This window comes from Ochrobactrum sp. PL_is501 (assembly GCF_055816895.1).
In genome coordinates, this window is sequence record NZ_JBVPGR010000038.1 from 301,716 (window position 1) to 327,287 (window position 25,572).

Annotated in this window: 21 protein-coding genes and 3 pseudogenes; 16 read left to right on the forward strand and 8 right to left on the reverse strand. The window is 58.8% G+C overall.

The window, feature by feature from the left end; genetic code table 11:
• Positions 1–8 precede the first annotated feature (8 nt).
• Positions 9–776: an ABC transporter ATP-binding protein gene (locus AC0TOF_RS18610; RefSeq protein WP_473769341.1), complete on the forward strand. Its 768-nt coding sequence runs from the start codon at positions 9–11 to the stop codon at positions 774–776.
• On the forward strand, positions 769–1,605 hold the full coding sequence (locus AC0TOF_RS18615; protein WP_473769342.1) for an ABC transporter permease: 837 nt from the start codon (positions 769–771) through the stop codon (positions 1,603–1,605). Before AC0TOF_RS18610 ends, AC0TOF_RS18615 begins: the two co-directional genes overlap by 8 nt.
• Positions 1,606–1,622: 17 nt before the next feature.
• Here AC0TOF_RS18615 and AC0TOF_RS18620 read toward each other — a convergent pair whose 3' ends face one another.
• A complete protein-coding gene (locus tag AC0TOF_RS18620) occupies positions 1,623–2,501 on the reverse strand; it encodes a LysR family transcriptional regulator (RefSeq protein WP_473769343.1) in 879 nt (292 codons plus the stop codon).
• 85 nt (positions 2,502–2,586) lie between these two features.
• Between AC0TOF_RS18620 and AC0TOF_RS18625 the strand changes: the two genes are divergently transcribed.
• Positions 2,587–3,021 (forward strand): PACE efflux transporter, encoded by a 435-nt coding sequence (locus AC0TOF_RS18625; RefSeq protein WP_473769344.1) that lies wholly within the window; start codon positions 2,587–2,589, stop codon positions 3,019–3,021.
• Positions 3,022–3,028: 7 nt separating this feature from the next.
• Here AC0TOF_RS18625 and AC0TOF_RS18630 read toward each other — a convergent pair whose 3' ends face one another.
• Positions 3,029–3,928 carry a DMT family transporter gene (locus AC0TOF_RS18630; RefSeq protein ID WP_473769345.1) on the reverse strand — a complete coding sequence of 300 codons (900 nt, stop codon included), beginning with the start codon at positions 3,926–3,928 and terminating at the stop codon, positions 3,029–3,031.
• A 188-nt stretch (positions 3,929–4,116) separates the two neighbouring features.
• Positions 4,117–4,236: pseudogene (locus tag AC0TOF_RS18635) on the reverse strand (alcohol dehydrogenase catalytic domain-containing protein); the annotation flags it as partial.
• 205 nt (positions 4,237–4,441) lie between these two features.
• On the opposite strand from AC0TOF_RS18635, the gene alkB reads away from it, so the two are divergent.
• A complete protein-coding gene (gene alkB, locus AC0TOF_RS18640) occupies positions 4,442–5,080 on the forward strand; it encodes a DNA oxidative demethylase AlkB (protein WP_473769346.1) in 639 nt (212 codons plus the stop codon).
• Between the two features lie 108 nt (positions 5,081–5,188).
• Here alkB and AC0TOF_RS18645 read toward each other — a convergent pair whose 3' ends face one another.
• Both AC0TOF_RS18645 and AC0TOF_RS18650 read right to left on the reverse strand, forming a co-directional pair.
• Positions 5,189–6,499, reverse strand: a complete 1,311-nt coding sequence (locus AC0TOF_RS18645) for an MFS transporter (RefSeq protein WP_473769347.1) — start codon at positions 6,497–6,499, stop codon at positions 5,189–5,191.
• Between the two features lie 70 nt (positions 6,500–6,569).
• A complete protein-coding gene (locus AC0TOF_RS18650; RefSeq protein WP_473769348.1) occupies positions 6,570–7,499 on the reverse strand; it encodes a LysR family transcriptional regulator in 930 nt (309 codons plus the stop codon).
• A 227-nt stretch (positions 7,500–7,726) separates the two neighbouring features.
• Between AC0TOF_RS18650 and AC0TOF_RS18655 the strand changes: the two genes are divergently transcribed.
• From AC0TOF_RS18655 to AC0TOF_RS18705, 11 genes and pseudogenes are all read left to right on the forward strand, one after another.
• Complete coding sequence (locus AC0TOF_RS18655; protein WP_122002382.1) at positions 7,727–8,596, forward strand: D-amino-acid transaminase; 870 nt, start codon at positions 7,727–7,729, stop codon at positions 8,594–8,596.
• A 28-nt stretch (positions 8,597–8,624) separates the two neighbouring features.
• On the forward strand, positions 8,625–9,488 hold the full coding sequence (locus tag AC0TOF_RS18660; RefSeq protein WP_473769349.1) for an ABC transporter substrate-binding protein: 864 nt from the start codon (positions 8,625–8,627) through the stop codon (positions 9,486–9,488).
• A gap of 83 nt (positions 9,489–9,571) precedes the next feature.
• A complete protein-coding gene (locus AC0TOF_RS18665) occupies positions 9,572–10,681 on the forward strand; it encodes an amino acid ABC transporter permease (protein ID WP_473769350.1) in 1,110 nt (369 codons plus the stop codon).
• An 11-nt stretch (positions 10,682–10,692) separates the two neighbouring features.
• Positions 10,693–11,436 carry an amino acid ABC transporter ATP-binding protein gene (locus tag AC0TOF_RS18670; protein WP_121981516.1) on the forward strand — a complete coding sequence of 248 codons (744 nt, stop codon included), beginning with the start codon at positions 10,693–10,695 and terminating at the stop codon, positions 11,434–11,436.
• A gap of 33 nt (positions 11,437–11,469) precedes the next feature.
• A complete protein-coding gene (locus AC0TOF_RS18675; protein ID WP_473769351.1) occupies positions 11,470–12,492 on the forward strand; it encodes a DmpA family aminopeptidase in 1,023 nt (340 codons plus the stop codon).
• Between the two features lie 287 nt (positions 12,493–12,779).
• A complete protein-coding gene (locus tag AC0TOF_RS18680; RefSeq protein ID WP_473769352.1) occupies positions 12,780–14,261 on the forward strand; it encodes an efflux transporter outer membrane subunit in 1,482 nt (493 codons plus the stop codon).
• A complete protein-coding gene (locus tag AC0TOF_RS18685) occupies positions 14,258–15,448 on the forward strand; it encodes an efflux RND transporter periplasmic adaptor subunit (RefSeq protein ID WP_122002377.1) in 1,191 nt (396 codons plus the stop codon). Before AC0TOF_RS18680 ends, AC0TOF_RS18685 begins: the two co-directional genes overlap by 4 nt.
• A 1-nt stretch (position 15,449) precedes the next feature.
• Complete coding sequence (locus AC0TOF_RS18690) at positions 15,450–17,411, forward strand: MacB family efflux pump subunit (RefSeq protein WP_473769353.1); 1,962 nt, start codon at positions 15,450–15,452, stop codon at positions 17,409–17,411.
• A 310-nt stretch (positions 17,412–17,721) separates the two neighbouring features.
• Positions 17,722–18,109: pseudogene (locus AC0TOF_RS18695) on the forward strand (DNA translocase FtsK); the annotation flags it as partial.
• 74 nt (positions 18,110–18,183) lie between these two features.
• Positions 18,184–20,211, forward strand: a pseudogene (locus AC0TOF_RS18700) (DNA translocase FtsK); the annotation flags it as partial.
• Between the two features lie 205 nt (positions 20,212–20,416).
• Complete coding sequence (locus AC0TOF_RS18705) at positions 20,417–20,602, forward strand: hypothetical protein (RefSeq protein WP_006468822.1); 186 nt, start codon at positions 20,417–20,419, stop codon at positions 20,600–20,602.
• 86 nt (positions 20,603–20,688) lie between these two features.
• On the opposite strand, the gene AC0TOF_RS18710 is transcribed toward AC0TOF_RS18705, so the two are convergent.
• Positions 20,689–21,918 (reverse strand): NAD(P)/FAD-dependent oxidoreductase, encoded by a 1,230-nt coding sequence (locus AC0TOF_RS18710; protein WP_473769354.1) that lies wholly within the window; start codon positions 21,916–21,918, stop codon positions 20,689–20,691.
• Positions 21,919–22,100: 182 nt separating this feature from the next.
• On the opposite strand from AC0TOF_RS18710, the gene AC0TOF_RS18715 reads away from it, so the two are divergent.
• Positions 22,101–22,853, forward strand: a complete 753-nt coding sequence (locus AC0TOF_RS18715; RefSeq protein ID WP_473769355.1) for an SURF1 family protein — start codon at positions 22,101–22,103, stop codon at positions 22,851–22,853.
• 2 nt (positions 22,854–22,855) lie between these two features.
• On the opposite strand, the gene lpdA is transcribed toward AC0TOF_RS18715, so the two are convergent.
• Positions 22,856–24,250, reverse strand: a complete 1,395-nt coding sequence (lpdA, locus tag AC0TOF_RS18720; protein WP_473769356.1) for a dihydrolipoyl dehydrogenase — start codon at positions 24,248–24,250, stop codon at positions 22,856–22,858.
• 4 nt (positions 24,251–24,254) lie between these two features.
• Entirely contained in the window at positions 24,255–25,559 is a 1,305-nt protein-coding gene (locus tag AC0TOF_RS18725; RefSeq protein ID WP_473769357.1) for a dihydrolipoamide acetyltransferase family protein, read from the reverse strand.
• Positions 25,560–25,572: the final 13 nt, after the last annotated feature.

The window sequence follows — 25,572 nt, forward strand, 5'->3', positions numbered from 1 at the left end:
GAGTTGAAATGGATTTACAACTGAAAAACATCAGCCATTTTTATGGTCCGGTCGAAGTTCTCAATGATATCTCGCTCACCATCCCGCAGGGGCAGATCGTCTGCCTGATTGGTCCTTCGGGCTGCGGAAAGTCCACGCTGCTGCGCTTCCTTGGCGGTCTCGAGCGCCCATCCTCGGGCGAAGTGCTGCAAATCGGCTCGCCGCCAGAGGATTCGCTCAATCCCCTCACTTATGTTTTCCAGCATTTTGCGCTGCTGCCCTGGCGCACGGTGGAAGGAAATATCAAGCTGGTGCTGGAGGATCACGGTCTTGGCCGGGCCGAAATGGACCGCATCGTCACCAATGTTCTGGAGCGCACCCGGCTTTCGGATTTCCGGCAAGCATTGCCGAAGCAGCTTTCGGGCGGCATGCGCCAGCGCGTGGCGATTGCGCGCGCCCTTTCGGTGCGCCCCGCCGTCATGCTGATGGATGAGCCCTTGTCGGCGCTCGACAGCCAGACGCGGGAACTGCTGATGGATGATCTGATCGCGCTGTGGACGCGCCAGCCATTCACCTCCGTCTATGTCACCCACAATCTCAACGAGGCCGTGCGGCTCGGTCATCGGGTGGTGGTGCTGTCGCGCAGGCCCGGACGGATCAGGGAAATTGTCGACATCGATATTCCCCTTTCCGAACGTCATCTCGGCGATCCCGTTCTTGAGGAAAAGCAGAAGCAGCTCTGGGAACTGATGCGGGCGGAAGCGCAGGCAGCGGATCAGGAGCTGATCAATGGTTGAGATCGCAGACGTGAAACAGTCCAGCCAGACTGCCCGCCCAGTGTCTGTCCACCCCGTGCCTTTCCGGGGCGGCGGTTTCGCGCCCCAGCCAGTGCGCCATGTGGCCCTGATCCTGTTCGTGGCGCTGCTGGCGCTGGCGGAAATCGGAACCCGCAGCGGCTTCATCTCCAATCTGACATTGCCGCGCCCGTCTGCCGTGCTGGAAACCTTCGTCCAGCTCTGGCAGAGCGGCCTTTTGTGGCAGCATCTGCTGCCGTCGCTGCGGCGGCTTGTCGTTGGCGCCAGCCTCGGCATCGCGGTTGGCGTCAGTCTCGGCGTGATGATCGGCCTGTTCAGCTATGTGCGGGCCGGTCTGGTGCCGCTTGTGGCCGCGCTCTTCCCGATCCCGAAGATCGCGCTTCTGCCGCTCTTCGTGATCTGGTTCGGCATTGATGAAATGTCCAAATATATGCTGATTGCCTTCGGCACCTTCACGCCGACCGTCGTCGCCACTTACGGCGCGGTCGATAATGTGGACCGTTCGCTCGTGCGCATGGGCCAGAGTTTCGGCCTCGGATGGTGGTCCATCGTGCGCAAGATCATCCTGCCGGGAGCATTCCCGGCGATCCTGTCAGGATTGCGCGTGTCGATCTCCATCGCCATCATTCTGCTGGTCGCTGCCGAAATGCTGGGCGCCCAGTTCGGCGTCGGTTCCTATATTCTGGAAGCCGGATCGCTCTACGATCTTGAAAAGCTGTTCGCCGGGGTGACGATCCTGTCGGTAATGGGGCTGATCGTCAATTTCGTCATCGGGCAGATCGAGAGGCGCTTCCTGTCCTGGCGCGGCTGATCGCCGTTGCCGAAAGCTCAAAACCGGCTTTTGGCAAAGCGCTCCTGCAACCACTGCGCGGCGGGCCCCTGCCGTCGCCGCTTGTTCCAGATAAGCTCCAGCGCGACCGGATGCGCGCCTTCATCGAATTGCAGCTTGGGCATGACGAGTTGCGGCGCCAGCGGTGAGTCCTGCAGGATATGTTCGGGAATGAACGCCCAGCCGATCCCTCGCGTGAGGATTTGCAGGATGACCCAGTGGCTTTCCACCCACCAGACCTCCGCGCCGACCCGCAGGCGGCGGCTTTCAGCCGTATCGCTGTGCTTCCGGGCCATGATCTGGCGGAACGATCTCAAATCTTCCCAACTGACTGCGGTGTGCGCCAGCGGATGCTCACGCCCGCAAACCAGCACCAGCGGCACCCAGCCGATGGTGTGGAAGCCCAGTTCATCCGGCATGTTTTCAGCCCGCCACATGACGCCGAGGTCTGCCCTGCCCTCCAGCACAAGACCGCTTATGGCGGTTGAGGACGGAAATTTCAGTTCCAGTTCGACATGCGGAAATTCTTCCGCAAATGCCGAAAACAGCGTCGCGATAGCCGGTTCAGGATAAAGTTCGTCAATTGCGACCACAAGGCGGCTTTCAACATGGTCGCCAAAGTTCCGGGCGACGGAAACCAGATGTTCGCGCCGGGCAAGCAGCAGCCGCGCTTCGGGAAGCAGCCGTATGCCCGCCTCCGTCAGCACCGGATTGCGGGAAGCGCGGCTGAACAGCTTGACGTCGAGATCATCCTCCAGCGAGGCGACCAGAACGCTCACGGCAGACTGCGCCTTGCGCAAATGCCGCGCGGCAGCAGAGAACGAGCCGTGGTCCGCAGAGGCCACAAAGGCTTCAAGTTGCTCCAGTTCGACGCTCATCTATCGCAAATCCAGATAGTATCTAACTTTTCTTATCGGTAGAATAAGATAGAAGCACGCGCATTAACAACAGGGATTAAAGGAAATGCGCAGTTTTATGGACCGTGTCCGCCACGCAATGATGTTTGAAATCATCGGTCTGGCGATCTTCATACCCGGTTCCGCCTTCATTCTGGACAAGCCAGCCGCAGACATGGGCGTTATCGGCATTGTTTCAGCGACGACCGCCACCGTGTGGAATTTTCTGTTCAATCTGGGCTTCGACAAGGCGATGCTGCGTTTTACCGGCAGCGTCCGCAAGAGCATGATTGTCCGGGTGCTGCACGCGATCCTTTTCGAAGGCGGGTTGATCGTGCTCCTGATCCCGTTCATCGCCTGGTATCTGGGAATCTCGCTGATTACCGCCCTTGTGATGGATATCGCGATTGTCGTCTTCTATCTGGTCTATGCGTTTGTGTTCAATATCGCATATGACAAGCTGTTCCCGCTGCCGGTCGGTCAGACCGCGCACGCGGTTTGACCTCTCGTCAACAGGGGGCGCGGCGTTTGCGCAAGTTGGCCTGCCGCTGCTCCCAGGCGATCAGCAGCAGGCTTGCCAGCACGATCAGGAATGCACCGGCAAAAACATTTGTTGCCGGCACTTCCGCCCAGATCAGGTAGCCATAGATAAAGGCCCAGATCAGCCCGCTATACTCCACAGGCGCAAGCGCCGAGGCGGGTGCATGGCGAAACCCTTCGTAAAGAAGGAACTGGCCGAGCGTTGACACCAGCCCGAGGCAGATCATCAGAAGCCAGCCTGAAAGGTCAGGCTCTTGCCATGTCCATGGAAAGGACAGCGCGCAGGCCAGACCGAACAGCAGGCTGGTGGCATACATCTGCGTCATCGTGGTTTCGCTGCGGCTGACGAGCCGGATCAGGATCGTGCTCCATGCCCAGCAGAAGCCCGCAACGATGCACATGGCAGCGGGTATGAGATTGGGCGAATGGGTTGGGTTCGCAGCCACAGTCACGCCAATGAAACCGATCGCGCAGGCGATCCACCGCCCCGGCCCGATCTTTTCCTTGAGAACGAGGATCGACAGGAACATGACCATGATCGGCGCGGAGAAATAGAGCGTGGTCAGTTCTGCCAGTTCCAGATGGCGCGCCGCATTGTAGAACAGCAACCATGCGCCGAGCATCAACGCCGCGCGGAGCACGATGGTATTGCGATAAGGGCTTTTGAAAATCGACGGATGACGGCGATACCGTATCAGCACGCCGGTAATGAGCACGATCACCAGACTGCGCATGAACAAAATCTGCGGCACCTGATAGGTTGCGACGAGCCATTTCACCATCGCATCCTGAAGGGCGAAACAAGCGTAGCCGCCACAAGCAAGGGCGATGCCTGCGAGCGGTCTTGAACTGACTGACCCGGTGTTCATACGTTCCCCGATCCGGCCCCGGAATCCCTGTTGCGGGATGGACCACGAACGCTGAATTTGCAGGACTGGAGCGCGTAAGCAAGAGGCTGATATATGACGGCTGACGACGGCAGCGCCGATGTAGCCGGAATGCAACAAACCGGAAGTCGGAACGCGCCGCGTCGGGGCCTTCACCCCCTTGGCCGTATGAAACCGGTCACGCCAGCGCCGGTTTCGGTCACAACGCCCGCAAATTCATGGCTAGCGACCGAAGGCGAGCGGCTGATCCACTGGCCGGTCATGAAATTATGCAGGTCGGAGCCGCAAATCCTTCGCCGCATAAAGCCGGGCCGCTTTCATTGTGCCACCTTCCTCAGAGATAGTTTTTACGGATTTCCGACACGGCACGGCGAAAAGCTTTGGTCGGGGCAGACTGGAGTGCCTATTCGGCCCCGCTTGCCACGATTCAGGGCCGTTTCAGTTTGAAAGCAGGTTTCGGGAGGCAGCTTTCCAATCTCGTGCTAGAAAGCTTTTATGAGAGACCTTTTCGACCAGACTGAACCGCGTGAAATTCTTGCGCCCGGAGCCATGCTTTTGCGCGGCTTTGCGCTTTCCGCCGAGGAAGCTGTTTTGAAAGCGGTCGCAGATGTTTCTGCCGCCGCACCCTTTCGGCATATGACGACTCCCGGCGGCTATCGCATGTCGGTCGCGATGACGAATTGCGGTGATTTCGGCTGGGTTACGGACCGAACCGGCTATCGTTACAGCACCAACGATCCCGAAACCGGTCTGCCCTGGCCTGCCATGCCGGATGCCTTTCGCGCGCTTGCCCAAACTGCCGCCAGAGAAGCCGGCTATCCTGATTTCGAGCCGGATGCCTGCCTCATCAATCGTTACGAACCGGGTGCGAAACTTTCATTGCATCAGGACAAGGACGAGCAGGATTTCAACAATCCGATTGTTTCCGCGTCGCTTGGCCTGCCTGCGACTTTCCAGTTCGGCGGATTGAAGCGAACCGACCCGATCGCAAAATATATCCTGCACCATGGCGACGTGGTTGTGTGGGGCGGACCGTCGCGCCTCTTCTACCACGGCATACTTGCCTTGAAGCGCGGCGAGCATGAAAAACTGGGTCCGTTTCGCTTCAATCTGACGTTCAGAAAATCGCGCTGATTGGTCGTAAAACGCGATTTTTTGGACAGAAGACGTAATAAACCGCTGTTCAATTGCGGCGAACGCCCGTTCTTTTTGTGGCTATTTCATGGCAAATGGATTTTGTGATCAGTCCAGCGCCTTTTGTCGTGTCTCCACATTGATGAAGAAAGCGATAATTCCGGCCAGCGCCAGAAGCCCCGCAAACAGTGCTACCGCTACATAAAAGCTTTGGCTGATGACGAGCGCCAGCGCAGATGGCGCAAGCAGGCCGCCAAGGCGGGCCATCGCGCCTGCCGCTCCCATGCCGCTGGCGCGCAGTGCTGTCGGATAAAGTTCCGGCGTGAAAGCATAGAGCGCGCCCCATGTGCCGAGCAGCGCAAAGCTCATGATGAGAATGGATGCGCCCACGACCGCCGAACTGTCGGCGACGGTAAAGAGAGCGCAGGCAGCAGCGCTGATGAACAGGAAGGCGATCAGCGTCTTTTTGCGTCCCCATGCCTCGACGCCATAGGCGGCAAGGGCGTAGCCCGGCAATTGCGCCAGCGCGACCACGACGAGGAAGCCGTAGCCACGGACGAAGCCGAAACCGTCACCGGCGAGCTTTGCCGGAATCCAGGTGAAAATGCCGTAATAGGACACCGAAACCAGAAACCAGATCGCCAGTGTCGTCAGCGTACGCTGGCGCAGATTGGGTGAAAGCAGCTTGTCATTCGTCACCATGAGCGGCGCTTCGAGCCGGGCTTTCGGCGGCAATTCCGGTTTGCCGTTGCGGCGAAGCACGCGGTTCATCACCGATTTGGCTTCTTCCGGGCGCCCCGATTTAAGAAGATGCATCGGGGATTCCGGCACCCACAGGCGCAGCCAGATGCCGATAAGAGCCGGCGCTGCGGTGACGATGAAGATATAGCGCCACGCATCCTCGACGCCCGCAAGGCTCGTCGCCCAGGCGGCAAGCGCGATGACAACAGTGCCGACCGCCCAGAAACCCTCAAGCATGACCAGCCAGCGGCCGCGATTTTTGGCAGGCAGGAATTCTGCCATCATCGCATAGTCGACGGGTAATGTGCCGCCGACTGCAACACCCGTCATGAAGCGCAGGGCAAGCAGCATGCCAAAATTTGGCGCGAACGCCGAAAGCAGCCCGAACACCGCGTCGCAGGCGACGGTAATCAGAAGCACGCGGCGGCGACCGTATTTATCGGCCAGCCTTCCGAAAACGGCGGCACCGATCAGCATGCCGAGGAAGAGCAGCGTGCCGGTCTGCAACGCCTGCGGAACGGTCAGTCCGAACGTCTTTGCGATGGCCGCGCCGGTAAAGCCGACGGCCAGCACCTGCATGGCATCTGCGGCCCAGACAAGCCCGAACACCCCCAGAAGACCGCGTTGGAATGCGCCTGTACCCGCCTGATCAAGCGTCTGTTCGATGGTAACTTTCATGCCGCGATATGTTCCCCTGCTGCCGGCTGAAGATGTGCGTGCCTTTTACAGCGCTGACGGCGGGGCGCTGTCAATCGCCCTTTTTGGAAATAGCCTTATCTTTTGCCTGCAAATATTCCCAGAAGCTTTCGGCATGGGCCGGAAGTGCTGCATCGTGACGGTAAATTCGGATCTCCACCGTAAAATCCCAATAGGGATCGGCAGAGGCCGGTACGAGTTCGCCGCGTTGCAACTCATCATAAATGAGGCTCTCGGGCAGCCATGCCATGCCCCAACCCGCAAGCGCCATGGCCTTGAGGCCGATCGACATGGTGTTCTCGTGAACGACCTGGCGCTTGAACGCGGTGCCTGAGGCAAATTTCTGCGACAAGGCAGCGCCGAAAAAGGAAAAATCGCCGTAGCTCAGATATGGCAGCGGCTCGCCGCTGGCGACTGCGTGATCCAGGACAGGGCCCGTCGAAGAAGGACGCGAGACCGGCATCAGCCGTTCCGTGCCCAGCACGATATAGGGAAATTGCGTGCGGTCGATCAGGATCGGCACGGAACTATGCGCATAGGTCAGGAAGAAATGCACCTCTCCTTCCGTCAGCGTCGCGATATTGTCTTCGAAGCCGCCGCGATCCGGGCTGAGCAGAGAGCGGATGCCCCCAACATCATCCTCGATATGTTTCAGCCAGTGCGGAAAGAACGTAACCGTCAGCGTGTGCAGGGCCGAAAATGTCAGAACGGGGTTTTGCACCTCACGGCTTGGCTGCAATGCCTTGCGTGTATTGTAGAACTGGCGAACCGTATCCTGCGCGACAGGAAGGAAGGTTTTTCCCTCACGGGTAAGCTCCGCCGGAAAGGTCGCACGATTGACGAGCGTTACGCCCAGCCAGAGCTCAAGCTGCTTGATGCGGCGGGAAAACGCGGATTGCGTTACGTGACGCGCATCCGCCGCTCGCGAGAAACTCGACGTTGCCGCCAGCGCGATGAAATCTTCCAGCCATTTCAGTTCCATTAGGGTGGGCCTTTCTTGCAAAGGGCAATAAGGCAGTATGGCAATAGGGCAATATGTTTAGGAAACGTCCGAACCAGACCTTTCCTACTGCCTTACTGCCCTACTCACTTACTGCCCTCCCCTTATGCAATTTCTGCATAGTGATTGCAAAACATAGCATTGGCAGCTCCAAAGGTTTTTTCCTACCGTCCGGCCCAATCAATCACACAGATGTCCGAGGACGTGTTTTGGCCAGGGTAATTTATTTGAATGGCGCTTTCGTCGCTGAGAACGAAGCAAAAGTGTCGGTATTCGATCGCGGCTTTCTTTTTGGCGATGGAATTTACGAAGTCAGCGCTGTCATCGATGGCCGCCTTGTCGATAATGAGCTTCATCTTGCCCGTCTGGAGCGTTCCGTCAAGGAACTCGGAATACCGTTGCCTGCTTCGCTTGACGATATTCGCGCGGCACAGATCGAGCTGATGAAACGCAACGAACTGCATGAAGGCGTCGTCTATATGCAGGTGACGCGCGGCGAAGCCGAGCGCGATTTCGTCTATGCCGACGACATTAAGCCGAATTTCGTCATGTTCACGCAGGCCAAGAACCTTGCCAACTCGCCATCGGTGCAGAACGGCGTGCGTGTGGATGTGGCGCCGGATACGCGCTGGGCGCGCCGCGACATCAAGACCGTCATGCTTCTGGCGCAGGTGCTGGCCAAGAAGCAGGCGAAAGCCAAGGGTTTCCACGAGGTCTGGCTGGTCGAAGACGGCTTCGTCACCGAAGGCGGCTCTTCAACGGCCTTCATCATCACCAATGACAATGTGCTGGTAACGCGTCCAAATTCGCACTCCATCCTGCCCGGTTGCACGCGCCGCGCCGTCATCAAGATCGCGGAAGAACAGAACCTGCGCATTGAGGAGCGCCTGTTCACGGTCGATGAGGCGAAGGCTGCGAAGGAAGCTTTCCTCACGAGCGCATCGAGCTTCGTGACGCCGATCATCGGCATTCAGGATCACACGGTCTCCGACGGCAAGCCTGGGCCACTCACCCGCCGTCTGCAGGAGATCTACATGGACATGGCTCGCACGGGAGCGGAGCCGGTATTTCAACCTTAACCTCAAAAAATGAAAGCAAGAGGGGACAATGACAATAAAAAGACTACTGAAACAGACAGCCTATGGTGCACTTTTTGCCAGCGCGGCAGCGCTGGCAGGTGCGGGAGCCGCATCGGCAGCCACTGAAGGTTATGGCGATTGCCCGCTGACCGGCGAAAAAGGCTCGGCCAAGATCAATCCAGCCGTTGAAGGCCAGTTCACCGTCATCATCAACCTGCCTGCCCTTGGCCAGTTCAACGGCGATACGCCGGATACCATCAAGGACGGCTACGAGTTCTGCATGGCGGTCAACATTGCGCATCGTCTGGGCCTCGACAAGGTAAAGCTGGTCAATGCCTCGTTCGATTCCATCGTTGCCGGTCAGAACAAGGATTACGACATCGCGCTCGCGCTGATCTCGGTTACGGAACCGCGCAAGAAGGTCGTCGATTTTTCCGCTCCTTACATGAATTCCGATTACGGCGTCGCCGCCCGTGCCGACAAGCCGGTTGCGGAAGCAGACATGAAGACCGGGAAAGTCGGAACCCAGGCCGGTACGACGCTGGTTCCGTTCGCGCAGGACACGCTGAAGGTTGCAAGCCTCGATGTGTTCGACGATACGGCTTCCATGTTCACCGCCCTTGCCGCAGGCAAGGTTGACGCGGTGATGACCGATCTCTCGATCATTCTGGGACAGGTGCAGAATTCCAACGGAAAGCTGGCGGTTGTCGGCAAGTATGAGTCCGGCGGTCAGACCGCAGGCATCTATCCGAAGGGTTCGGAAAACAAGAAGGTCATCGATCAGCTGATCGAGGACATGGAAAAGGACGGCACGCTGAAGAAGCTTGAAGCCGCCTATCTGCTTCCTTCGTGGGGTACGTCGCCTTCCGACGTTCCGCTCTGGAAGCCTTGATCTGACGGTTTTCGGATCGCAACCGCAGTGCCGGTTGCGATCCGGACCGACCGTTTCCCCATCTGTTTCAGTGAGAATAAACCATGTCTTATCCGGCACCGGATGCAAGCGCGGAACGCGCGCGGCAATGGCGTGTCCGAAACAAGGTTCGCACCCATGGCGGTCGTTCCCTGTTCGCTTTCGTCTTTTCCTTCCTCACCCTTCTGGCTGCGGGCCAGACAGTCTATAGCGTTTCGGCCTATACGATCTCGCAGGGCTGGCCCGAACTGCCCGTCGTGGCGATTGGCGCGGCGCTGCTGCTGGCACCGCTCGCCGTTCTGTGGTTTGCCTGGCGCGCCTTGCAGATTTCAGGCGACTCCGGGAAAAGCGCGGACATTTACCGTGGGCGCGAGCTCGGCGCAAAAGCCTCCGATCTCTCCTGGCAGGTGATTTCCTACGCCGTTGCCGTTCTCATTATCTGCGCCGGCGCATGGTTCATGATCGTCAATGACGCAGCCGTCAGCCGAACCTTCTTCGACATCAGCCTGATCGTCAAATCGGCGGGCACGGTGCTGAAAGCCTTCGGCACGAATATCTTCATATTCTTTGTATCTGCCATCCTGATCCTCGTCTGGGCGCTCGTCATCGCCATTGCGCGCACTCTGCCGGGCAAGGCTGGCAAGCCGATCCGCGTGCTTGCGACGCTCTACAGCGATCTGTTTCGCGGGCTTCCAGCCATCATCACCATCTATCTCATCGGTTTCGGCCTGCCGCTGACCGGCCTGCCGATCCTGAAGGACCTGTCCTCCAACGCCTATGCCATTATCGCGCTGACGCTGACCTATGGCGCCTATACGTCCGAAGTCTATCGCGCGGGCATTGAAAGCGTGCATCCAAGCCAGATTGCGGCCGCGCGCTCGCTCGGCCTCTCCTATGCGCGCACCATGCGCTATGTGGTTGTGCCGCTGGCCGTGCGCGGCATCATTCCGCCGCTGATGAACAATTGCATCAGCTTGCAGAAGGACACCGCCCTCGTCGCCATCATCGGCACCATCGATGCCTTCAACCAGTCGAAGATCATCGCCGCGAACTACTTCAACCTGTCGGCTGTCACCACCGTCGCCATCCTGTTCATCGTCATCACCATTCCGCAGGCCCGCTTCGTCGATCGCCTGATCGAACGGGATCGCAGAAAAATGCGCTCGAGCATGTAAGGGGACGGACAATGGCACTCGTAGAAATCGACAAGGCGTATAAGCGCTATGGCGCGCTGGAAGTTCTGTCCGGCATCAGCCTGAACATCGAGGAACATCAGGTCGTTTGCCTGATCGGGCCTTCCGGCTGCGGCAAGTCCACATTGCTGCGCTGCATCAACCGGCTTGAAACCATCGACGAAGGCGAAATCCGCCTGCATGGAGACCGCGTCACCGGACCGGGGGTGGACCTCGACATATTGCGTCGCGAGATCGGCATCGTGTTTCAGGGATATAATCTGTTTCCGCATATGACGGTGATGGAAAATGTCACGCTGGGGCCGACAAAGGTGCTGGGCATGCCCGTGAAGGAAGCCGAGGAAAAAGGCCTGGCGCTGCTCGCGCGCATCGGGCTTGACCACAAGGCGAAGGAATATCCTGACCGCCTGTCCGGCGGACAGCAGCAGCGTGTCGCCATCGTGCGCGCACTTCTGATGGACCCGACGCTGCTTTTGCTTGACGAGATCACCTCGGCGCTTGATCCCGAACTGGTTTCGGAAGTGCTCGACATCGTGCGCGACCTCGCCAAAAAGGGCATGACCATGGTTCTTGCCACGCATGAAATGGGTTTTGCCCGCGAGGTTGCGGACAAGGTCTGTTTCCTGCAAAACGGCAAGGTCTATGAAGAAGGCCCGCCATCGCAGATTTTCGGCAATCCGCAAGGCGAGCGCACGCAGGCTTTCCTCAAACGCATTATCGAGGCCGGGCGTCTCTGACGCCCCGCCCCCAACTTCTGACCGGGAATGACCATGACAGGCAAGGCACGCGACTACGGCATCATCTGCGGCATCATGCAGCCGGGCGAACAAAACGCCATAACCGATGTGCCGGGCGTGCGCGTGGGGCACCGCACCTTGCGCCACGGCGACATCAATACCGGCGTGACGGCGATCATCCCGCATGACGGCAACATGTATCGCCGCAAGGTGCTGGCCGCCTGCGGTGTCATCAATGGTTTTGGCAAAAGCACCGGTCTTGTGCAGGTTGAGGAACTGGGAACGCTGGAAACGCCGATCCTGCTCACCAATACGTTCGGCGTTGGAACCTGCGCCAATGCGCTGATCCGCGATGCGATTGCGGGCAACCCCGATATCGGGCGCACGACGGCCACCGTCAATCCGGTGGTTCTGGAATGCAATGACGGCCCGCTCAACGATATTCAGGCCATGGCCGTCACGGAAGCCGACGCGCAGGAAGCCTTGAAGATCGCCGGAGCAACCGTGGGCGAAGGCAATGTCGGTGCGGGCACCGGCATGAGCTGTTTCGGCTTCAAGGGCGGCATCGGCACATCCTCGCGCCAGTTCGAACTGGATGGCAAAACCCATCACCTCGGCGTTCTGGCGCTGACCAATTTCGGGCGGGCGGGCGATCTGGTTCTTCCAGACGGGCGCAGGCCTTCGCCAAAAGCAGACGACCAACCCGAAAAAGGCTCGGTCATTCTGGTGCTGGCCACCGATGTTCCGATGGAGCATCGTCAGTTGAAGCGCGTAACACGCCGCTGCGGCGCGGGACTGGCGCGTCTTGGGGCGTTCTGGGGCCATGGCAGCGGCGATATTGCTATCGGCTTCTCGACGGCGGTGACGTTCGATCATGACGAAGAACGTGATGTGGTCGGGATCGCGGTTCTGAATGAAAATCGCATAGACACGCTTTTCCGCGCAGCGACTGAGGCCACGCAGGAAGCCGTTCTCAACTCCATGTGCATGGCCGAACCAATGCGCGGGCGCGCTGCAAACCGCCGCTCGTTGGCCGACTGGCTGGAACGCGCCTGAAGCGGCATTCTGACAAGTGGAAAATTTTTTGCCGCAGTGAACGCTGACAGGCTCTAGACACGTTCCTGATATTTTCTGTGCATTGCCACATTTGACTTCGATCATTCGCTGATGATCGGGAAAGAAGGATGGCATTATGCCCGCAAACCGCGACTCGGCGCGACCCATGGCACGCTCCCACTACCTTGGACTGCCTAGGCACAACCGTTGCAGGTATAAGGGCGCTTCGTTTTCGAAGCAGTCATATGCTGAATCGATGACAGCTCGGAAATTTCAGGACCAGCTTTTTGACGATATCACTTGTTCGCCTGACTGTACTAGGAAGCATCCTCCCGTTGCTGGCGGCATGCGTCACCGTTGGTCCCGATTATCAGAAGCCGACTGTGCTGACGCCTGCCGGATGGAACAGCAGGGCTGACAGCCGCGCCCCGCAGCTGGGCGACTGGTGGAAGAACCTGAAAGACCCGGTTCTGGATCAACTGATTACGGATGGGATCGCTGGCAGCCCGGATGTGGCGACCGCGAAGGCGAAGGTGCGGCAAGCCCGCGCCAACTTCACCTCTGCCGGAGGCGTGCTTTATCCAAAACTGGACGGAAGCGGCAAATACACGCGCTCCGACAGTGGCAACACGCTTGCCTCCAATCAATCGAGCATGGGCTTCAATACCACATGGGAGCTTGATCTTTTCGGCGGCAACAAGCGTGGTGTGGAAGCCGCCTATTACAATGTTGAATCCGCGAACGAACAGTTGCGAGCGGCGCTCGTCACATTGATCGGCGATATTGCAACCAACTATGCCAATTTGCGCGGCGTGCAGGCCAGTATTGCCATCGCGCAGCGCAACGCCGCATCCCAGCGGCAGACCGTGGCGCTGACGCGCAGCCAGCTGGAAGCCGGAAACATTTCCCAGGTCGATCTGTTGAGCGCGGAGACACAGGCCGCGACAACGGAATCGCAGATACCGGGGCTGCGGATCAGCTACGCCCAATATCTCAACCAGTTGGCCGTCCTGACGGGCCGGTCGTCTTCGGCACTGGCTGGCGTTCTGGACAAGTCGGCTCCGGTCCCGGCGATCCCGCGCAAGGTTAGCGCTGGCCTGCCCGCCGATTTGCTGCTGAGCCGTCCGGATGTGCGCGCAGCGGAACGCGATTATGCAAGTTCCACCGCCAGCGTAGGCCAGAAACAGGCCCTGCTCTATCCAAATGTTTCGCTCACCGGCAACATCAATACGGGCGGCGCCAATTTCGGTGATCTTGGCAAGCTGTCGACGATCAGCTGGGCCTTCGGCCCAAGCCTGAGTGTCCCGATCTTTCAGGGCGGTCAGCTGAAAGCCGATGTCGAGGCGGCGCGAGCCGCGCGCGACCAGTCATTTATTGCTTATCGCAAGTCCATTCTGACAGCGCTCAGCGAAGTCGAGAACGCGAGCGTTTCGCTCAACCAGAACCGGCTGCGGGCGGCCCAGTTGCAGAAAATTGTCAGCAACAGCCGCAAGATCAACGAACTCACGCTTGAGCAATACCGTGCGGGCACAAAGAGCTTTGTGGATGTATTGACCGCACAGCGCGATCTTCTGAGCGCGGAAACCAATCTCAATCAGGCCCGAACCGATCTCGTCCTGAATTATGTCGCCCTGCAAAAAGCATTGGGCGGCGGCTGGAATGGCAGCATCGATGTTGCGAAGCCCGAGGTGGTCGACGGCCATACAGGTCCGCGCATCGTCAAGGCTAGGCCGCTTCCTCCGCTGACAACCGATAAGAGGCCACTATGAAACCCACATCGAAACGCCGTTTTCGCTGGCGCCTGTGGCTGGCCGTCCTTATCGCATTGCTGATCGCAGGGTACTTCGTCTTTCGTTTCCTGACCAAAGAGGAACCCCTGCCCGCCACGACCCTGATCAAGCGCGGCGACATCGAAAGTTCGGTTCTTGCCACGGGCACGTTGCGGCCGAAAAATCTGGTGGCCATCGGCGCGCAGGCAACCGGCCGCATTCTCTCCCTGAAGGTGAAACCCGGCCAGCAGATCAAGGCGGGCGAGGTCGTTGCCCTGATTGACTCGACCAACCAGCAGAACGAACTGAACAAGGCCGAAGCTTCGCTTCGCCAGAATGAGGCCACGCGAGCCCAGTATCTCGCCGATCTGGAACTAGCCAGACTGGATCTGGCGCGAAACCAGATGATGATCGGCAAGAACGCTGTCGCGCGAGCGGACTACGACAAGGCGGCCAGCGCCGTGAAGTCGAAGGAAGCACAGGTCGCCAACAGCGAAGCTGCAATCGCCGCGGCAAAGGTCGAAGTCCGGATCGCCGAGACCAATCTGGCCTATACGCGCATCACCGCGCCGATCGATGGAACGATCCTCGCCACGGTGGCGCAGGAAGGCCAGACCGTCAATGCGCAGCAAAGTGCGCCGACGATTGCCATCCTCGGCCAACTCGACGCGATGACGGTCGAGGCGGACATTTCGGAAGCCGACATTACCCAGGTTCGCGAGGGAATGCCGCTTTATTTCACCATATCCGGACAAAACCAGAGGCGCTACGAGGCGAAGCTGGAAAAAATCGAGCCGGCTCCGGATTCCGTCGTCAGCGACAAGAGCTTCACGGCGACGTCGGTGAGTTCTTCCAGCACGGCGACCGCTTCGGCCATTTATTACAAGGGTATTTTCACCGTTCCCAATCCGGATGGCCTGCTCAGGACCTACATGACAGCGGAGGTTCATGTTGTGCTGGCAAAGGCAACGAACGTATTGATCGTGCCTGTGACGGCTCTGAAGGAAACAGGTGAACCCGGCAAGGCACAGGTTCGTGTCGTCACTGGCGAACACAGGATCGAAGACCGCACTGTCGAAACCGGAATTACTGACAAGGTCAATATTGAAATCCGTTCGGGCCTGAACGAGGGGGACAAGGTCGTAACCGACAATCAGGCTTCACCGGCTGCCCCGGCTGGTGTCTGACATGAGTGACGCCCCGCTGATCTCGCTCAAGGACGTTTCCCGGCATTATCCGTCGGGAGATGATTTCACCACGGTTCTGAACCATGTGAACCTGACCATCGAGCGCGGCGAGATGGTGGCGATCATCGGTGCGTCCGGTTCGGGCAAATCCACGCTGATGAACATTCTCGGCTGTCTCGACCGTCCGTCGGAGGGCGAGTATCTGATTTCCGGGCGCGCAACATCGGACCTTGAAGCGGATGAACTGGCCCAGCTGCGGCGCGAGCATTTCGGATTCATCTTCCAGCGCTATCACCTGCTCGGCGAGCTGGATGCCGTGGGCAATGTCGAGATCCCGGCCATTTATGCGGGCCAGAAAAAAGAACAACGGCGCCTGAAGGCTCAAATGATCCTGCAGCGGCTCGGCATGGGGGAGCGCCCCCATCATCGCCCGAGCCAACTCTCCGGCGGCCAGCAGCAGCGCGTCTCCATCGCTCGTGCTCTCATCAACGATGCAGATGTCATTCTGGCAGACGAACCGACCGGTGCTCTCGACAGCCACAGCGGCGAGGAAGTTCTCGGCATCCTTCAGGAACTCAACCGCGAAGGGCGCACCATCGTCATTGTCACCCATGATCGGCAGGTCGCCGCAAGGGCGCAGCGCATCATCGAAATCCGCGACGGTGAAATCATATCGGATACGAGAAACGGCGAGGCCGGGCGGCCAGCGACGTCCGTGCCGGTCAAGCAGCCCCCTGCCCGGCCGAGGCTTATCGCCGGGATACGCGACCGCTTCAACGAGGCTTTCGCGATGGCGCTCCGCTCCATGAATGCGCATCGGCTCCGCACTTTTCTGACGATGCTTGGCATTATCATCGGCACGGCATCGGTTGTCTGCGTGGTGGCGCTGGGACAAGGTTCGCAAAAGCAGATACTTGAACAGATCAGCGATCTTGGCACCAATACGCTCTATATCAGCCCCGGCAGGGGCTTTGGCGACCTGAAAGCTGCACAGATCACGACGCTGAACCTGGGCGACGCCACCGAGATTGCGAAACTGCCTTATGTCATGGCGGCGACTCCATCCGATTCCAAAAGTTCGACAATCCGGGTCGATGACAAGGAAGTCAGTGTTTCGGTGAGCGGTGTTGGTGCGGAATATTTCGTCACGCGCAACAGCAAGCTGCTTGAGGGCCGCTTTTTCGATAAACGCAACGTCGATGATCTGGCACAGGTGGCTGTGGTGGACGACACTGCACGGACGACCCTCTTTCCCCATGAGGCGGGTTCCATCATCGGCAAGATCATTCTTCTGAATAAGATGCCGGTGCGGATCGTCGGCGTGGTCAAGGCGGAGGAGCGAGGACCGGGAGGCGCACAGACTCTTGAAGTCTTCGTTCCTTATACGACGATGCAGACACGCATGACCGGCTCCCGCTCATTACAGATGATCCTCGTGCGGGTCGCGGACACAATGGACCCTGCGGAAGCTGAGAAGCTGATTACCGCCTTTTTGACCAAGAGACACGGCGAAAAGGATTTCTCCATATTCAACACCGATAGCTTGCAGAAGACGATTGAGGCCACGACCGCGATGCTTGCCCTTCTCGTCTCCAGCATTGCAGGCATATCGCTTTTCGTCGGCGGCATTGGCGTGATGAACATCATGCTCGTGGCTGTTTCCGAAAGAATCAACGAGATCGGCGTCCGCATGGCAATCGGTGCACGCCAGAGCGACATTCTGCAGCAATTCCTGATCGAAGCGATTCTGGTCTGTTTGATTGGCGGCGTTCTCGGCGTGCTCATCGCTGCCGGATTCGGCGTGCTGTTCGCTCAGTTCAATTCAATGTTCCAGCTCATCTATTCACCGGCTTCCATCGTGGTGGCGCTTGTCTGTTCAAGCCTGATCGGCATCGGTTTCGGCTTTATTCCGGCCCGCAATGCCTCCAAACTCGACCCCGTGGTGGCGCTCGCCCGGGACTGACGGGTGAGTCTACTCCGCGTGAACCGGCATTTACCTTCGGGATGCCCCGAATAGCAAAATTAACAGGCCACACCGCTACCTGTAATTGTTTCCATTCGAATAAATCAATGTAAGAAACTTCTTTAACAAGCTGTTATTGTTTGTTTTTACGCTGCAACCGATGGTAATATGGATCACGATCCGCCTTCAGTGGGCGCGATCTGGTTGCAAGAAATTTCTGTCTTTTGGGGTGTTTTCGGAAGGGGGTTGTTAACCTTCATTTTTTATTACTTGGGCTCATTCAGGCGACAGTATCTATGGTTCAGGTATCATGCGTAATTTGAGAGAAAATTTCCCCCCATCGACAGGAAATCGTGCAGAGAACGCTCAGGACCCGAAGCAGCCTCGCGGCCAGACGGGAAGCCCCAATCCTGCCAGCGATGATGCCTGGAAAATCCATTTTTCGCTCGGTGAGAATGTTCGCTTTACCCGCACGCCGGAAGTCGAGCTTATGCGTCGTCGCGGTGAGGAACTGCCGAGCATCAATGAGCGCTCGCAAGCCCATGCAACTGAAGCGCAGCCAGCGATCAGCGTTGAAAAGGTTGCCGAAGAACAGCCCATGGCCGTTGCCGAACTCCAGAAAACCGTATCGGAGAGCATGGTTCGTTCGCCGGTGGCGCCTGTTCCTCCCGCAATGCCTGCGGCTCCCGTTGCTGTCGTCACCCCGCCTGTCGCAACCGCCCCGGAAACGGTTGCCGTTGTAGCCAAACCTGCAAATCCAGAGCAGCCGTCAGCGTTCACCTATCTTTCCGACTTCGCTTTCTGGGAAGGCTGCGGCGTCGATACCGCGCTTGTCCCTGCGGAGCCCCTCGTCTCGGCTGTACCGGCAGAACCGCGCAAGCCCCTGCCAACGGTTGAATCCATTCTGGCGCAGTTCCGCATTCGCGAATGGAACAAGCAGCCTGAGCCGGTTGCTGCCGCGCCCGTTCAGCCCGTCGCGGAAACGCCGGTTGCCCCTGCTCCTGTTGAAGTGGCCGCACCGCAGCCCGTTGCTGTGGCAGAGGTTGAAGCGCCTGCGCCACTACCTGTTGCGACCGAGCCGGAAATTGCGCCCGAAATTGCCGGCGAAGCCACCGAAGATGAAATCGTGCTGACCGTTGCCGAGGCGGAAGAGCATGTGGTCGAGGAAGTGGAAATTCCCGAGCCAGTCATTGAAGCGCCCGCGCCTGTTGCCAAAGCCGCGCCTTCGATTGCGCTTTACCAGCCGCAGCCCCTCCCCCGTGCGGAAGCGCCTATAATGCACGGCGCATATGAGTTCCCCCCGCGTGACCTGTTGCAGATGCCGCCCGAACAGGACGGAAATGTCATCACGCAGGAAATGCTGGAGCGCAGCGCCGGACTTCTCGAAAGCGTGCTGGAGGATTTCGGCGTGCGCGGCGAGATCATCCATGTCCGTCCCGGCCCTGTCGTCACGCTCTATGAGTTTGAACCTGCGCCCGGCGTGAAATCCTCGCGCGTCATCGGCCTTGCCGACGATATCGCTCGCTCCATGTCGGCGCTTTCCGCTCGCGTTGCCGTAGTTCCGGGCCGCAATGTCATCGGCATCGAACTGCCGAACGCCAACCGCGAAACCGTCTACTTGCGCGAAATGATCGACAGCCGCACGTTCGAGGCGTCGAACTATCGTCTGCCGCTTTGCCTCGGCAAGGGGATCGGCGGCGAACCGATCATCGCGGAACTGGCGAAGATGCCTCACCTTCTGGTGGCTGGCACCACCGGTTCAGGCAAGTCGGTTGCCATCAACACGATGATCCTGTCGCTGCTCTACCGCTTCAAGCCGGAAGAATGCCGCCTGATCATGGTCGATCCGAAGATGCTGGAACTGTCCATCTATGACGGTATTCCGCATCTGCTCACCCCGGTTGTTACCGACCCGAAGAAGGCCGTCGTTGCCCTGAAATGGGCCGTGCGCGAAATGGAAGAGCGCTATCGCAAGATGGCTCGCCTCGGCGTGCGCAATATCGAGGGCTTCAACGCCCGCGCCGCGTCCGCCAAGGGCAAGGGCGAAACCGTGATGTGCACGGTGCAGTCCGGCTTCGACAAGGAAACGGGTGAGGCTACCTATATTCAGGAAGAACTCGACCTGACGCCGATGCCTTACATCGTGGTCATCATCGACGAGATGGCCGATCTGATGATGGTTGCGGGCAAGGACATCGAAGGCGCCGTCCAGCGTCTTGCCCAGATGGCTCGCGCCGCCGGTATTCACCTCATCATGGCAACGCAGCGTCCGTCGGTCGACGTTATTACCGGTACGATCAAGGCAAACTTCCCGACCCGTATCTCCTTCCAGGTCACGTCAAAAATCGACAGCCGTACGATCCTCGGTGAAATGGGTGCCGAGCAGCTTCTCGGTCAGGGCGACATGCTGCATATGGCAGGCGGCGGACGCATCGTCCGTGTACATGGTCCGTTCGTTTCCGACGAGGAAGTGGAAAAGGTGGTCAACCACCTGAAGGAACAGGGACGCCCGGACTACCTGGCAACCGTCACGGAAGACGAGGAAGAAGAAGACGCAACGCCAGAAGCGGCTGTGTTCGACGCAACCTCGATGGGCTCGGAAGATGGCGACGACGTCTATGAGCAGGCCGTCAAGGTGGTGATGCGCGACAAGAAGTGCTCCACCTCCTATATCCAGCGCCGCCTCGGTATCGGCTATAACCGCGCCGCTTCCCTCGTCGAGCGGATGGAAAAGGATGGACTGGTTGGTCCGGCCAACCATGTGGGAAAACGCGAAATCCTGACGGGCAACCGCGACTGACCGTTGAGAATTGCTGGGAAATGAAGCCGGATCGCGCACGCGATTCGGCTTTTCTTCATGCTTTGCAATGGGTTGCGAACTGTTGCGCAGATGCGCTTGTCAAGATGTAAAAATTGGTTAATACTTAGTTCATTCGTACATTCTTGATAATCGGTCGAGGCAGCTCGAAAACTGCCTCGCGCCCAGAATATAGGGAGAATGATCGATGAAAAGCATTATTATCGGTCCAGCAGCGAGCGATAAGGAACGCACAGTTACGCAGCAGATTCTGCGGCGCATTCACGAACAGATGCCTAAACCTTCGGAAGACAAGACACAGGTTTGCAACGTATTGCGCCTGTCGAAAGGCGGTTATTCGCACCGCAGACGCAAGATCCATAAACTTGCCTGATAGCGAAACGATATACCGAGATATTTTCTAGCGCCGCGCATTCGCCTCGAATGCGGCAGGCGCTGTAATTTTAAACGCCTGGATACTCAGCGAGGAAGATCAAGCGCGCTGTAGAGTTCCACATCCTTTGTTTCCCCGCTCATACGCTCCGCCAGAATCCGTCCCGTCGTTGGCCCAAGCGTGAATCCCTGATGCCCATGCCCGAAATTCAGCCATAAGCCCTTGTGCCGCGGCGCTTCCGCCACGACAGGCAGCATACGCGGCATGCATGGACGGCTGCCGAACCATGGCGTCTGTTCCACAGGTGCGCCTATGTCGAAAAGCTCGGCTATCGCCTTGATAGACCTGCTCAATTGCTCATGCCGCGCCACGCTGCCCAGTGGCGTCAACTCAGCCCCGGTCAGGATGCGCAAACCCGCACGCATCGGTGTTGCGACGGTCGAATTGCTCACATCGAGAACAGGCACCTTCGGTCCCGTACCGGAAAAATGCTGATGGTATCCGCGCTTGATAACCAGAGGAATTTTATATCCGAAACTGCGAAGGATTTCCGGGCTCCACGGACCGAGCGCGAGCACGACCTGACGTGCGGCATGGGGACCATCCGCCGTATCGAGCTGCCAGCCGGAGCCATCCTGCCGCAGGCTGTGCGCATCGCCATGCACGAGAATACCGCCGCGCTTGACGAACAGGTCGGCATAGGCTTGGACAAGCGCGCCGGGATCGGAACAAGACCAGGGGTCGGTCCAGTGAATGGCTCCAGCCAATCCGGTCTTCAAGCTCGGTTCGGCGGCACCGATCGCCTTGCTATCCTCAATGACGCTGGCGACGCCGAATTCCCGCTTTTTCAATTCCGCGTCACGTGCGGAAAGCTCGAACGATCGGGCAGAACGATGCAGTTCGCGCAGTCCGGTCCGCCTGATAAGATTCTCCGCGCCTGACGCTTCAATCAGCGGCGCATGATCGTCGGTGGCGCGCCGGATCATGCGTGCATAGAACTGCGATGCCGTGCGGTGACGTCCGGCCTCCGAATTATGCCAGTAGCGCCACAACGGGCCGATTTGGCCGGGCATGTCGCGAAGCCGCCATGCGACCTGATTATTGGCGCCCAATGCAGCCTTCAGCAGTTCCAACGGCGCGCGCGGCAAAGCATAGGGGCTAACGGCTTCGGTCTGGATAATTCCAGCATTGCCATAGCTCGTTTCCGTTCCCGGAACTTTCCGGTCGACGAGAAGTACGGACCAGCCTCTTTCCTGCAAGACGAGTGCCGCTCCGACGCCCACCATACCGGCACCCACAACGATGCAATCCGTCATCTTCAGCTACTTCTCAGAAATGGTTCGATTCTCTTTCCGCCACTATGGGAAATCCGGCTCGCAGATGACAAGTTCAGCGATCACGTTCTTTTGTGGTTCCGCCCTTTATCGCCATTGCATTTTTGCTATAGAAGGCCACTTTCTCTATCAGGCTCTGTTGGCTGCCGTGATCGAAGGACAGGATGATGCCCTCCCCCAAAAATGAACAAGCGGTCCAGAAAACTTCCTCGCGTTTCTTCCTCGGCCTGATTTCGGTGTTGGGAGCGCTGTTCTTCCTCATCTTCATGGGGCTCGGCATCTGGCAGGTGGAACGCCTGCAATGGAAGCTCGATCTTATCGAGAGGGTCGATGCGCGGGTTCATGCCGAGCCGGTCGCCGCGCCCGGGCGGGATGACTGGGCCAATGTCAACCAGAAGGATGACGAGTACCGTCACGTCACGCTGACCGGCACCTATCTGAACGACAAGGAAGTTCTGGTCCATGCACTGACCGAACGCGGCGCGGGCTATTGGATTCTGACGCCGATGCGCTCATCCGATGGTGCGCTGACCTTCATCAATCGCGGCTTCGTCCCAGGCGACAAGCGCGATCCGTCATCGCGCCGGGAAACGCAGATTGCCGGAGAAACGACCGTAACCGGACTGTTGCGCATGCCGGAACCGGGCGGATTTTTCCTGCGCCCCAACGATCCGGCGCGCAATGACTGGAACTCACGCGATGTCGCTGCCTTTGCACAGAAGCTAAATCTGGATCAGGTTGCGCCCTATTTCATCGATGCCGATGCAAAATCCGGCACTGGCACGCTGCCCATCGGAGGGCTGACGGTCGTGAAATTCCGCAACAGCCATCTTTCCTATGCCGTCACATGGTTCGCGCTTGCTGCCATGGTTGCCGGTGCCGCCATTTTCTTCTGGCGGCACGAGCGCAAATCATAAAGTCAAATATGGAGGGCGTGGCCGAGCGCCTTCATGCTGGCTTCGGCAAAGCCTTCGCTCAATGTCGGATGCGCGTGGATCGTAGCGGCGATATCTTCCAGTCTTGCGCCCATCTCCACGGCTTGCGCGAAGGAGGATGAAAGCTCCGATATGCCGACGCCGACCGCCTGAATGCCGAGGATAAGGTGGTTATCGGCACGCGCAACGACGCGGATCATGCCGTCTTCGCGCTCGATGGTCATGGCCCGGCCATTGGCCTGAAACGGGAAGACGCCGACCTGAATTTCATGACCGGCCTTGCGAGCTTCGTCCGGTGACAGCCCGACGGTGACGATCTCTGGATCGGTGAAGCAGACGGCAGGAATGCAGCGCTTGTCCCAGACCTGATTTCCACCGGCGATGATTTCCGCTACCATCTCGCCCTGTGCCATCGCACGATGCGCAAGCATCGGCTCGCCGGTCACGTCACCGATGGCGTAGACGCCCCGCATCGAAGTGCGGCAACGCTCATCAATCCGAATGAAACGCCCGTCCATATCCAGCCGGATTTCGCTCAAGCCCCAGCCATCAGTCTGCGGCTTGCGGCCTACGGTAACGAGGATCTTGTCAGCCTCGATGGTTTTCGTGGTTCCGTCGACAGTCAGGACTTCAAGCCCGGTCTCACCCTTTGAAAGTCCCTTGGCCGAAGTGCCGGTCAGGACTTCGACGCCGAGCGCCTTCAGGCGTGCCATGACCGGACGCGTCAGTTCCGCATCATATTGCGGCAGGATGCGGTCGGTGGCCTCAACCACGGTAACCTTCGCGCCAAGCTTGGCAAGGGCCGTGCCGATCTCAAGCCCGATATAGCCGCCGCCAACGATGGCGAGCTTTTCCGGTATTTTTTCCAGCGACAGCGCTTCGGTCGATGAAATCACCTTCCCGCCGAAAGGCAGCGCCTGAATTTCCACCGGAACCGAGCCGGTCGCGATCACGATGTTTTCTGCATGGATGGTCTGGCGGCCCGTATCGGTTTCAACGAGAACGGTCTTCCCGTCGAGAAAACGTGCCTGTCCATGGAACATGCGCACACGCGACCGTTTCAGGAGACCAGCCACGCCGCTGTTGAGACGGTTGACGATGCCGTCCTTCCATTCAAGCGTTTTGGCGAAATCGATTGCCGGGTTTTCAGCCGTGATGCCGAGCGCGCCCTTGGATGCAAAGACGGAAAGCCGATGGAACTCGTCGGCTGCATGGATAAGCGCCTTGGACGGGATGCAGCCCACATTGAGGCAGGTGCCGCCAAGCCGCGTCTTTTCCACCAGCACCGTGTCGATGCCAAGCTGGCCTGCCCGGATGCCGCAGACATAACCGCCGGGGCCGCCGCCGATGATCAGGAGTTTGCAGGAAATCTCGCTCATTCGATCAGCCTTCTACAAAAATCATCGCAGGCGCTTCCAGAAGGCTTTTCAGCTTCTGCACGAAAACCGCCGCATCCCAGCCGTCGATCACGCGATGATCGAAACTGCACGACAGGTTCATCATCTTGCGCGGCACGAACTGCGCTCCGTCCCACATGGGGCGCACGGCCATCTTGTTGATGCCGACAATCGCGACTTCCGGGCGATTGATGATCGGCGTCGTGGCGATTGCGCCAAGAGGTCCAAGCGACGTGATGGTGATAGTGGAACCGGTCAGTTCCTCCCGCTTGGCCGTGCCGTTGCGCGCCGCATCGGTAACGCGCGACAATTCGGAAGCCGCGGCAAACACGCTCATGCTTTCCGCATGGCGCACCACCGGCACGATCAGGCCGTTGGGTGTCTGCGTGGCGATACCGACATGCACGCCGCCGAACTGGCGGATAATATCGGCTTCGTCATCGAAATGCGCATTGAGGCCGGGCTGTTCTTTCACGGCTTTCACGATTGCGCGAATGATGAATGGTAGAAGCGTCAAGCGCTGACGGCCTTCCTTCTTCTCATTGTTGAGGTGGCTGCGCAGTTCCTCCAATTGCGTGACATCGACTTCTTCGACGATGGTGATATGCGGAATATGGCGCTTGGCTTCCGCCATGCGTTCGGCAATCTTGCGGCGAAGGCCGATGACCTTGATCTCATTCACCGAAGTGTCAGCCGCGTAGCCGGACAGAGCTGGAGCCGCGCCGGTTTCCTGCTGGAAATAGAGGTCGAGATCATCATGCGTGATGCGCCCCGCCGGTCCCGTGCCGCGAACGCGGCGCAGATCGACACCCGCATCGCGGGCGCGCAGCCGGACAGAAGGCGTCGCAAGCGGTTTTTCGCCTTCGCTGCGTATCGGACCCGCGCCGGAGAAAGCGCGGCTTGCGGCTTCGCGCTTCGGTGCGGCTGCTTTCGGAGGAACCGGCGTCTGCAATAGAACAGGTGTTTCAGGCGTCGGCACGGGTTGCGGCTTCGCCGCTTCCGCTGCCGCCGGAGCCGGTTTTTCCTCAGCCTTTTCCTCTGAGGAACCACCCTCGATCTCCAGCCGTACCAGTTCGGACCCGACCGCGATCTTCTCGCCCACCTCGCCATTGATGGCGATGACCTTGCCGCCGCGCGACGACGGAATTTCCACCGTCGCCTTGTCGGTCATGACGGCTGCGAGAAGATCGTCCTCGCGCACGATATCGCCAACCTTCACATGCCATTCGACAAGTTCGGCCTCGGCAACGCCTTCACCAACATCAGGGAGCTTGATCGTAAAATGTGCCATTTGCGTCGCCCCC

Coding starts and splice junctions, on each gene's coding strand:
- AC0TOF_RS18650 (WP_473769348.1), bottom strand. CDS start 7,499: ATGGAACTGAAATGGCTGGAAGATTTCATCGCGCTGGCGGCAACGTCG.
- AC0TOF_RS18710 (WP_473769354.1), bottom strand. CDS start 21,918: ATGACGGATTGCATCGTTGTGGGTGCCGGTATGGTGGGCGTCGGAGCG.
- AC0TOF_RS18725 (WP_473769357.1), bottom strand. CDS start 25,559: ATGGCACATTTTACGATCAAGCTCCCTGATGTTGGTGAAGGCGTTGCC.
- AC0TOF_RS18690 (WP_473769353.1), top strand. CDS start 15,450: ATGAGTGACGCCCCGCTGATCTCGCTCAAGGACGTTTCCCGGCATTAT.
- AC0TOF_RS18665 (WP_473769350.1), top strand. CDS start 9,572: ATGTCTTATCCGGCACCGGATGCAAGCGCGGAACGCGCGCGGCAATGG.
- AC0TOF_RS18630 (WP_473769345.1), bottom strand. CDS start 3,928: ATGAACACCGGGTCAGTCAGTTCAAGACCGCTCGCAGGCATCGCCCTT.
- AC0TOF_RS18645 (WP_473769347.1), bottom strand. CDS start 6,499: ATGAAAGTTACCATCGAACAGACGCTTGATCAGGCGGGTACAGGCGCA.
- AC0TOF_RS18660 (WP_473769349.1), top strand. CDS start 8,625: ATGACAATAAAAAGACTACTGAAACAGACAGCCTATGGTGCACTTTTT.
- AC0TOF_RS18620 (WP_473769343.1), bottom strand. CDS start 2,501: ATGAGCGTCGAACTGGAGCAACTTGAAGCCTTTGTGGCCTCTGCGGAC.
- AC0TOF_RS18615 (WP_473769342.1), top strand. CDS start 769: ATGGTTGAGATCGCAGACGTGAAACAGTCCAGCCAGACTGCCCGCCCA.
- AC0TOF_RS18705 (WP_006468822.1), top strand. CDS start 20,417: ATGAAAAGCATTATTATCGGTCCAGCAGCGAGCGATAAGGAACGCACA.
- AC0TOF_RS18610 (WP_473769341.1), top strand. CDS start 9: ATGGATTTACAACTGAAAAACATCAGCCATTTTTATGGTCCGGTCGAA.
- alkB (WP_473769346.1), top strand. CDS start 4,442: ATGAGAGACCTTTTCGACCAGACTGAACCGCGTGAAATTCTTGCGCCC.
- AC0TOF_RS18675 (WP_473769351.1), top strand. CDS start 11,470: ATGACAGGCAAGGCACGCGACTACGGCATCATCTGCGGCATCATGCAG.
- AC0TOF_RS18670 (WP_121981516.1), top strand. CDS start 10,693: ATGGCACTCGTAGAAATCGACAAGGCGTATAAGCGCTATGGCGCGCTG.
- AC0TOF_RS18625 (WP_473769344.1), top strand. CDS start 2,587: ATGCGCAGTTTTATGGACCGTGTCCGCCACGCAATGATGTTTGAAATC.
- AC0TOF_RS18715 (WP_473769355.1), top strand. CDS start 22,101: ATGATGCCCTCCCCCAAAAATGAACAAGCGGTCCAGAAAACTTCCTCG.
- AC0TOF_RS18685 (WP_122002377.1), top strand. CDS start 14,258: ATGAAACCCACATCGAAACGCCGTTTTCGCTGGCGCCTGTGGCTGGCC.
- lpdA (WP_473769356.1), bottom strand. CDS start 24,250: ATGAGCGAGATTTCCTGCAAACTCCTGATCATCGGCGGCGGCCCCGGC.